Raw genomic sequence first — 9,658 nt, 5'->3', positions numbered from 1 at the left:
AAAACGAACGGGGCAATTGATCGCCAGTAAAATTATCCACTGCAAATGGATGCAGGGATTGGGATTGTACCAGTACATCCTTGGCCAAAATTGGGCGGTTATCCCTATCCCCAAAATCGACCACTTTGTCTAATGCATCCAATAATTCGGCGATTACCACAGAGGGGGAAATCTCTTCTGACTGCCGTATCGACTGTCCAATATAACTTAAATACAGGAAGTCACGGGCACACCACAGGGATTCAAGAAACAAGTATCGATCATCCTCCCGAGCAGATCGGTCTCCAGGACGGCGTTCACCAGATAAATCAAAACTAGCAGTCTGCGTCTGCCGGGGGAAAGCGCCCTCATTCATACCAATAAGGCAGATCATCCTTGCACTAATACTGCGCATGGGGCGCAATCCACAGAAAGTTACTCCACGGGTAAGAAACTGGCCACGGGTGGTGCCCGACTCCACCACATTATTGAGATGATATCGAATAACCCTGAGGGGAACCACGGAATCAGGTGCAAGTTTACCATACTGTTCTCCAAGGTCATGAATTGCCTGGTTGATCCTCTGGCGATCCAACAAAGTGTCATTATTTTGCGGGAAAAAAGAACGAGAGAGAGAGTCCAGAAAAGATTTCCATTCTGACAGTCCCTGAGAACGCCGGGCAGATTTTTCAAAACTGCTCAGAAGGTCAGTAACTTGAAAAAGCTTGGCGAAACGGTTCGTATTCTCCCCCTCGATTTCGTCATAAGGAAGCACTCCTGACCAGGTGCGTTCATTATGAGAACGCATCGTGTACCCCAACGCCAAACGATCGAACGCATGTTTCCAGCTATGTTCGTCGGTAAGTGTGGAACCGATAGATTTTCTATGCTCGCCATCAAAACCCCAATGAAAGTGACAATCACGAATCCACTGTCTGTAAGTATCGATATCGTCGTCCGTTAATTCAAACCTTGTACGTACGGGCAGGGAGTCGAGTAGATCCAGGATCTCAGTATTTGTCGCCCGACCATCAAAAAATTCCAACAGATCAAAAAAGAAATCCACCAACTGACTTTCATGCCTTGGTTCCCGATCAACGATCGAGAAAGGAAACTTACCGGGCATACCATCCTCCATCCCCCCAAATGTGGCCCGTATGTAAGGTGCGTAGGCCTCGGGATCAGGCATCATCACCAAGATATCGGATGGTCGGATTGTGGGATCATCGGCAAATCGACGAAGTAGGTAATCTCTCAACACCTCGGTTTCCCGCATCGGGCTGTGACAACTCATAACCTGCAAAGAAAGATCGGATTTATCAAACTTCGTGCGTTCTTTGGGGTGATCTGTGAAAACTTCGAATGTCCATCTTTGTAAAGATGAGAGAATCGAATGCCCCTTCGGTTCTCGAAAATATAACGGAATATCATGTGCATCCCGATCTACCAAAAGATTAAAAAATTCCCTACCCGTTCGACCGAGCGATCCAATCAAAGGATTGCCACTCTCAATATTTAAGTCCTCTTCCTTCCAACCACTCTGCCCCTCCCTGTTCGCACGAATCATTGCCCGTTGCTTCCATTTTTCCGATTGCACCTCGCCCCACATGACCGGAGCAGGTTGAAGAGCATATATTTGAAGCAGGCGGACTTCTCCGTACGATTTTAAAATATCTAAAAACACAGGAGGTAAGGTCGAAATCCCAAATACAATCAACCGGGGCGGGAGTGATTGCAGAGATCTTGGACCATTTAATCTTTGCATATCTACAACCAATTCAGGCAAGGATTTTTCTCCCATTGCTGCACGCAACTTTCTCCAGAGTATAGATTGCCAAGCATGCTCCCCGTCTACTTGTTTACCTTTTAACCATTGGATGATCATTTCCGGGCGGTAGGTTTGGTATGAATCAAACTGGGTTGATACCTGTCGACACAAACGAAACCGCCTATCTTCATTTCCTTGATCTTGACCGAGGTAACTAACGAGCGGGGAAAATGCTTCGGGTTCGGACTCGATTAATTCCGGCAGAAGCCCAAATATTTTCCATGCCATTCCCTCTTTTGTGTAAGGGTTCTTTGCAGGAACTCCACCAAGAAAGCCACGAAGAATCATCCATATTGTCTCCTCGGGGAACCGGAACTGAGAACGCCCAAATATTTTCATACGATCGGCAAGCTGCAGTTTTAACCAGGCACCCATTCCGCGGCTTTGCACAAGGAATTCTATGGATTGGAATGGATCGACATAGCCGTCACGCAGATTTTCCGCACACTTTTCCACAAGAACCTCTGAATCGTTCGAACCATAAAGAAGGATACCATGCCCGAAATTACCCTTCACGGTTCCCTGAGCACTTATTTGCTCCATATCAAAATCTATCTCGTCTTGGCTCAATTAGTGGAAAATATAAATGTTGAAAACAAATGTGCGAAGAAGATCGAATGAAATCGTATGGGCACTAACGATTTATAGTTAATTGCCCGGTAACAGGATGAAGAGTTAAAAAAGCCATAAAGAATTTATAACAAATCATAAGGACAAATAGAGTCCGAAAGAATTATTTAATAACTATTTATTTAGGAATCAATTGCCCTGCTCAGGAAGGTTTGGGGAGCAATTTAAACTTTACGACAGGAAATCAAAAATAAGAAGCACGCACCCTTACTTTATTTTGGAATGCTGACTCTCAACTAGGATAAAAAATTAAACCATCAAAAACAGTGAACTAAAGTCGTGTGAAATGCGTTCTATTAACAAATTAAATAATACATGCATTATGAAATATCTCTCTCTCACACTTATTTTTACAGTCCTGTCTTTTTCCAGCTTTGGAGCTCCTACAAAAGACATAGTCGATACAGCCGTAGATGCAGGCTCATTTAACACGCTCGTATCAGCAGTACAAGCAGCTGGGCTTGTGGAAACTCTTAAGGGAGATGGTCCATTCACCGTTTTTGCCCCAACCGACAAAGCTTTCGAGAAATTTTGGCCTGAAACCTTAAAAAATTTGTTGAAACCAGAGAATAAGGACAAATTACAAATGTTGCTCACCTACCATGTGATACCCGGTAAAGTGGATGCCAATAAAGCCAAAAAGTTGAGAACTGCAGAACCCCTAAGCGGTGGTTCGTTTGAGTTATCAAGTAAAGACAACGATTTGTTTATCAACTACGCCAAAGTCGTAAAGGCGAACATCAAAACTTCCAACGGTATTATACACGCGATCGATTCAGTACTTATTCCAAATCTCGTAAATCAGACATCTTCCATACAACCGAGCAATACGGATCAAATTATTAAAAAAGCGATACACAAAGGCGTACCGATGTTTAATTCAGGCCATCATGTAACAACCGCAGCCCTCTACATGAAAGCAGGAGATGAGATCCTCGATCAATGCCCCTCCTCTGCCTGCTCAGCATCGATGTCCAAAATTAAAACTGCCATGCAACAAGCTTCGGCTGCTGGTTGCCCCGACATCTCAAGCTTGGATTATGAGAAATGCATTCGATGAAGTATTAGCTTCCTCGAACTAACCATTTTCTTGTCCACCATCAGCGGGTCTTCTTTTGGGAGGCTCGCTTTTTTATTACAAATACTACCCTAAAATTTTGTAATACATTGAAACCAAGTTAATTAATAATGCCCATTAAAACTGAAAACATTCTGCACCACGCTTAAATACTGAACTAGAACCCGCTTAGAAAGTGGCGCAAGAGGTGGGATTCGAACCCACGACCCTCGGTTTAGAAGACCGATGCTCTATCCAGCTGAGCTACTCTCGCAAATGGCCAAGAGTGAAGACCATAATCAATTTAGCTCTTTAAGAAAACAACTAATTAAATCTGCCTTCCCCGATTTATTGCAGGAACCGTTAATTAACTTCCTAATCCAACAGGAGTAAAGAGGGGCAGGCATCATCAAATGCTTGTTGAATTTGCCCAGCTAAATCTTCAATGCCTTCTGTGGATAGTCCAAAGGATCTAAGGAATTTATCAGATGGGGTTTTCGTTATTCCATGTCCGCTAAAGCCAATGCCAAGCTTGTGAACAATAAAATTTGAGAAATATACGATATCAATGAGCAGGTGATGATCGGGTGAATCGACTTCCGCTCTTAAGCTACGATCCTCAACATGATGCCAAAGAACTGGGAGAATCAAAGATTCAGGCATATTCCATGCTTGCATCATTTTAGCACCCACGAGGTCATGCCGAACGAGGTTTCTCATTATTTCCAGATCATAAAGGTCGATATTCTTGCGTTTGGCAGAGGCCAATTCCTTGACGAAATCTTTCTTATTAAATTTTAATTTCACAATTTTGCCAATATCGTGCATAAGTCCACAGGCATAGGCTTGGTCTGGATTATCGTACCCAACAAGCTTGCTGATTTCAGATGAAGCAACGGCAACAGCTAGGCTGTGTTGCCACAAATCTTCGCAACAGAAATTGACAGTAGATTTAGGCAATTTCATTAATTTAAGAACCGATACATTGAGGGCAATTTTCTTGGCATTCTCAAAGCCTAATTTGTGCAACGCGTCGTGAATGGTGGTAATGCGCTCTTCTCCTGGTTCGGTAAATTCAACTTTATTCGCCACTTGTAACACTTGTGTGGTGATGGATTGATCGACCTCTACCAACTCTTCAACAATATCTAAATTCGAATTTGGATCCGAAAGTTTTTTAACAAGATCCTCGAGGATTTGTGGCAAACTTGGAAGTTTCTGCTCAAGAGACTTAATAATTTTTTTGTAATCAATCGATTCAATCATATTTTTGATAAATTTAGTTACCAATAAAAATCATTCAAGAAAATGATCAAATGAAATTTTCTAAGTAATTCTTAATTACTAAATTTTATTATTTCATCTGTAAAAAAATACAAATAGCTGGGAACTCATCCGAGATACTTGAAAAATACTAGAATAACATGTAATAATAACTACATGAACTTAAACCTCCGACTTCTTACATTAATTTGCACCCTTTTCACCCAACAATATGCATGGTCCCATTGCCAAGTGCCGTGTGGTGTGTACGGAGATTCTGCCCGCTTTACGCAGATGCTCGAGGATCAAACTACGATTGCCAAAGCGATTGATCAAATATCTGATCTGGCTGGCAAAAAAGATGCAAAATCTGCCAATCAATTAAACCGCTGGGTTGCAGCTAAGGAAGATCATGCTTCCAAGATCCAAAAAATTATCGCCGAATATTTCCTCACTCAAAGAATTAAATCATCCTCGGATAAGTACGACAGTTTACTCAAAGGTGCACACTCCGTGATGGTGGCGGCGATGAAGTGTAAGCAGGGAGTGGATACTAAGAGTGCCGATTTCCTTAAATCAGCGATCGAAGGCTTTCAAATGGTCTACGAAAAGTAAGGCTAAAAAGTCTTTCTTCGAATCTCAAGCATTCTTCCATAAGGCTCATTCCACTGGGCCGTTTGATTGGGCTCATATCTTTTCGGCTCGAAAGAGTTGGCAATCAATTGCCTGGCATCAGCTAAGGAACTTAATTCGCCCGCTGCTATCATTTGCACGATCACATTCCCTACCCCAGTCGCTTCGATGGGACCAGCCAGCACTTCACAACCTGTAGCGTCAGCAGTCATTTGGTTGAGCAATTCATTTTGTGTTCCTCCCCCTACGATGTGTAATTGATCAAGAGACTTACCCGTTTTCCGACGCAAATTCTCGAGTACTTCCCGGTATTTTAGGGCAAGTCCCTCAAGGGAAGTCCGTACGATTTCATTTTTGGACTGGGGAGCAACCTGCCCAGAAACAACACAACGCTCGGCAATTTTGCTAGGCATTTCACCAATCGTAGAAAATACGGAATCATCCACATCTAAAATTGCTGAAAAAGGACGGGCTTCACGAGCCATACTGGTTAGCTGAGCATAATCGAATTCCTCTCCTTCCGATTGCCAGTGTCGACGGCATTCCTGAACGATCCATAACCCACTGATATTTTTGAGGTAACGAACATCTTGGCTGACTCCGAATTCATTGGTAAAACCGAGCTGATCACTCTCGGCATCGCAGAGCGGTTGATCAAGCTCCACGCCCATTAGCGACCAGGTTCCTGAACTAAGGTAGGCAAAGTCAGATCCATTAGAAGCAGGAACTCCAGCAACCGCCGAGGCGGTATCGTGCGATCCAACAGTAAATACGGGCAAATCTTGACAGCGAATTTTGTCCTGAGCTCCCCCCCTGACCGTTCCAACTAAATGCCCGGGCTCCCACAACTCTCCGAGCATGTGAGTGGGCAGTTTTAAACGATCGAGCAGTTCAAAGTCCCAGGCTCGCGAAGATTGATTAAGCATCTGGCTGGTACTAGCCATGGTAATTTCATTTCCTTTTTCTCCAGTTAACCAAAAATTAATCAGATCCGGTGTAAAAAGGAGGTTTTGAGAGGCATCCAGGCATGATTGGTTAGCCTCTTTTTCAGCCATCAATTGAAAAATCGTGTTTATAAGCAATGGCTGAATACCAGTACGGGAAAAACACTCCTCTCTTGGAACCATGGAAAAAAGTTGATCAAGCATAGGATGGGTACGTTCATCCCGGTAATGATAGGGCAAGCCCAGTAAATTTCCTTTTTTATCCAAATGACCGTAATCCAACCCCCAACTATCTACTCCAATGGATTGAAGAGATGTTCCATATCTCGCCTGGGCTGTAGCAAGCCCATTAACAATTTGTTGATACAACCCAACCGTATTCCAGTGAGTCGAACCATTCAGGGCTACAGGTCCATTGGGAAATGAATGTACGACCTGAAGTTGCAATTTGTTTCCATCAAATTCACCTGCTAGGACTCTCCCGCTTTCTGCACCCAAGTCTACTGCGAGGTAGACTTTTTTAGAATTGGACTGAAAATCAATCATAGAATAAGATTCTTATCGGTACTTCCAGACGCTTGGACTGTCGAGAAAAAGATAGCATAATAAAATTTCCTGCAAATGGGCACTCTTGCTTGAAGAATCAAAAGGATTTGATATCAAGATGTCTAGGCAGATTCAAATATTTGATACGCTTTTAACTGAAACCCTAATTTAATATGATTTTTGATCCAGTTTATCTTCTCGTTATTGGGATTGGTATGGGGCTCAGCTTTTATGCATCCAGCATCACCAAGGGACGTTTTCGTAAATACAGTAAGTTTACTACCCGTTCACGACTCACCGGTGCAGACATTGCCCGCAACATATTACAGGACAACAACATAAATGATGTCAGCATCGAACGTGTTCCTGGAGAACTGAGCGATCATTATGACCCCCGAACCAAAACGCTTCGACTTAGCCAATCGGTTCACGACTCGAACAGCATGGCTGCCTTTGGAGTAGCAGCTCATGAAGTTGGCCATGCCATCCAGCATGCAAAATCCTACACACTGCTGTCTTTTCGTTCGGCTTGGGTGCCTGTTGCCAATCTTGGGGGCGGACTTTCTATGATTGTGATCATGCTCGCCTTCTTCCTAGGAGGTGTACAAACCGCCACTGGAGCTTCTTTGTCGTGGCTTGGAGTTCTTTTGTTTGGGTGTACGACCTTGTTTACTTTAATTACGTTGCCAGTTGAATTTGATGCAAGCAGCCGGGCAATAGCCTGCCTGCAAAAAGGAGGATATGTCACCGAGAAAGAATTGGATGGTGCCCGAAAAGTTCTCAATGCTGCAGCCATGACTTATGTTGCTGCTTTTGTCACATCCCTACTCACCCTCCTGTATTGGGCATTTCGCTTAGGTTTACTAGGTGGGCGTCGCAACTAATTTGTTGTGGGTCTACATTATCTGCCTGAGCCTGCCACCCTTTACTGCATAGTTTTAAAGTAGTCCCAATTCCGTTCATTCGGGCTATTGAAAATTGTCTTTCTTTCATAATTTGGAAAAAACTGTTACCCTTTACCTTCTAAAAAAAATGTTCAATTTCATGCCTACATTCTTCCAAAATTTAAACGGACGAGTTTTTTCGCCTCTATTATTAGGTCTTTTTCTCCTCGTACATTCTTCGACTGGAAAAATTGCTCTTCAAAAAGAACATCGTATTTCAATGATCGGTGCTGGGATGGGATCAAGAATGGTACATTATGGTCATTTTGAAACCGAGGTTCAATTGCGCTTCCCCCACCACCGATTGGTAATTCGCAATATGTGTGACGAAGGAAACACCCCAGGCTTTCGTCCGCACCCAGGCCGAGGACAGGAAGAACAATACGCTTTCCCCGGAGCCAAAAATCTTGTGCCAGCAAAATTCCAGGCTATTACCAAGCCTTCAGGCTTTTTTGAAACTCCTGATCAGTGGCTAACCCGATTAAGAACTGATATAATCCTGGCATTTTTCGGATTCAATTCTTCCTTTGATGGACCGAGCGGACTGGAAGCTTTCAAAAAGGAACTGACTGCCTTCCTTAAACATAGCCTTAGCCAGCGCTACAATGGGCAATCCCAACCTCTTTTTGCTTTGATCTCCCCTACTGCAGTTGAGCCCACACCGGGAGTAACCACTGGTGCCTCGCAAAATAAGAACCTCGCACTGTATGTCGATGCGATGCAGAAAATTGCCAAAAAAATGCGTATTACTTTTGTGGATGCTTATAAACCCTCGCTGCAATGGTACAAAGGGGAGGACATTCACACCGTAGATGGTGCTCTTTTGAATGATTTGGGAAACCGCAAGCTCGCCAATCTCCTTTGCGATCGAATTTTTGGCGAAGGCAACCCTAAGAAAAATAAACGGGAAGCTATCCACGATGCAGTGATGGATAAAAACTTCTATTGGCTTAGTGATTATAAAATCCCCAATGGTGTTCATGTCTACGGAAGAAGATATAATCCACACGGTCCTAAGAACTACCCCTATGAATTGCAGAAAATTAGGCAGTTTACTGAAATTCGAGACCGAGCAATTTGGGCAGCCAGTATCGGATCGGGAACCCGTTTATTTTTTGAGGACAAAGCACCCGGCAACAGCCGCTTATCTGCTGGGTGGAATTTTGTAGGTGCCCCAGAACCAGTTCTTTCCGGCAAAGCCTCTTTATTAAGACAAGGAAAGAGAAACAGTCAGGTAGTGGTCGATCAATTCCGGCATCCTCACCACATAACAGACAGGGAAGAGGAATTTTTTGCCTGGGTTTATTTAGATCCAAAAAATCCTCCCAAACAAATCATGCTACAATTTCATAACGGAAATTGGGAACACCGGGCTTTCTGGGGTCAAAACCTTATACCATACGGCATTGAAGGAACAGCAGGTAGAAAAAGATTGGGCAATTTACCAAGCGTCGGGAAGTGGCATCGATTATCCGTCAAAGCTCACCAAATAGGATTGGATGTGAATTCAAAAATCTACGGTATGGCCATTACCCAGTGGGACGGAAAATCTTACTGGGATCGTACTGGCGTTCATTACGGGTCCATTAACCTTGCTGAGGAGGACAGAAAAACCATCAAACTGCCAAAGGTGGCAACCAATTATCGTTCCGATAATATAAAACACGGAAGATTGAGTTACACTCCGGGTGAACAAGTCGTGAGCAAACTAAAAACAGCCCCCGGCTATAAAGTACAACTTTTCGCGGATGAAAAAAGATTTCCTGACCTGGCAAATCCGGTGCAAATGTCTTTCGACAATCAAGGCAGGTTATGGGTGGCAACTATGGCAAGT

6 protein-coding genes, 1 tRNA gene and 1 pseudogene are annotated in these 9,658 nt (G+C 43.5%); 4 read left to right on the top strand and 4 right to left on the bottom strand.

Going from position 1 to position 9,658, the window contains the following annotated elements; genetic code table 11:
* A partial coding sequence (recC, locus tag ACKPQ4_RS06840) for an exodeoxyribonuclease V subunit gamma (protein ID WP_407680444.1) occupies nt 1-2,377 on the bottom strand: 2,377 nt, incomplete at its 3' end.
* Nucleotides 2,378-2,723: 346 nt separating this feature from the next.
* Here recC and ACKPQ4_RS06835 point away from each other — a divergent pair.
* Nucleotides 2,724-3,227, top strand: a pseudogene (locus tag ACKPQ4_RS06835) (fasciclin domain-containing protein); the annotation flags it as partial.
* A 464-nt stretch (nt 3,228-3,691) separates the two neighbouring features.
* On the opposite strand, the gene ACKPQ4_RS06830 reads toward ACKPQ4_RS06835, so the two are convergent.
* Both ACKPQ4_RS06830 and ACKPQ4_RS06825 read right to left on the bottom strand, forming a co-directional pair.
* Nucleotides 3,692-3,768 (bottom strand) — tRNA-Arg (locus ACKPQ4_RS06830).
* A gap of 101 nt (nt 3,769-3,869) precedes the next feature.
* On the bottom strand, nt 3,870-4,760 hold the full coding sequence (locus tag ACKPQ4_RS06825) for an HDOD domain-containing protein (protein WP_407680443.1): 891 nt from the start codon (nt 4,758-4,760) through the stop codon (nt 3,870-3,872).
* Nucleotides 4,761-4,934: 174 nt separating this feature from the next.
* Here ACKPQ4_RS06825 and ACKPQ4_RS06820 point away from each other — a divergent pair, with 174 nt between their 5' ends.
* Nucleotides 4,935-5,372, top strand: coding sequence for a superoxide dismutase [Ni] (locus ACKPQ4_RS06820; RefSeq protein WP_407680442.1), 438 nt, complete (start codon nt 4,935-4,937; stop codon nt 5,370-5,372).
* A 2-nt stretch (nt 5,373-5,374) separates the two neighbouring features.
* Here ACKPQ4_RS06820 and ACKPQ4_RS06815 read toward each other — a convergent pair whose 3' ends face one another.
* On the bottom strand, nt 5,375-6,880 hold the full coding sequence (locus ACKPQ4_RS06815) for a rhamnulokinase (RefSeq protein ID WP_407680441.1): 1,506 nt from the start codon (nt 6,878-6,880) through the stop codon (nt 5,375-5,377).
* Between the two features lie 173 nt (nt 6,881-7,053).
* Here ACKPQ4_RS06815 and ACKPQ4_RS06810 point away from each other — a divergent pair, with 173 nt between their 5' ends.
* Together ACKPQ4_RS06810 and ACKPQ4_RS06805 are read left to right on the top strand one after the other, a co-directional pair.
* Nucleotides 7,054-7,764 carry a zinc metallopeptidase gene (locus ACKPQ4_RS06810; protein WP_407680440.1) on the top strand — a complete coding sequence of 237 codons (711 nt, stop codon included), beginning with the start codon at nt 7,054-7,056 and terminating at the stop codon, nt 7,762-7,764.
* Between the two features lie 160 nt (nt 7,765-7,924).
* Nucleotides 7,925-9,658, top strand: a 1,734-nt coding sequence (locus ACKPQ4_RS06805; RefSeq protein WP_456151854.1) for a DUF7133 domain-containing protein, incomplete at its 3' end; no start/stop codon positions are given.

The sequence above is a fragment of the Candidatus Chordibacter forsetii genome (assembly GCF_964187505.1).
Classification (GTDB): domain Bacteria; phylum Verrucomicrobiota; class Verrucomicrobiia; order Opitutales; family Seribacteraceae; genus Chordibacter; species Chordibacter forsetii.
Note: the sequence above shows the minus strand (reverse complement) of the source record. Positions and strands in the feature narration are given on the sequence as shown.

What these genes read in the sequence shown, in the direction of transcription:
- ACKPQ4_RS06825 (WP_407680443.1), bottom strand. Translation starts at nt 4,760, where the DNA reads ATGATTGAATCGATTGATTACAAAAAAATTATTAAGTCTCTTGAGCAG.
- ACKPQ4_RS06820 (WP_407680442.1), top strand. Translation starts at nt 4,935, where the DNA reads ATGAACTTAAACCTCCGACTTCTTACATTAATTTGCACCCTTTTCACC.
- ACKPQ4_RS06815 (WP_407680441.1), bottom strand. Translation starts at nt 6,880, where the DNA reads ATGATTGATTTTCAGTCCAATTCTAAAAAAGTCTACCTCGCAGTAGAC.
- ACKPQ4_RS06810 (WP_407680440.1), top strand. Translation starts at nt 7,054, where the DNA reads ATGATTTTTGATCCAGTTTATCTTCTCGTTATTGGGATTGGTATGGGG.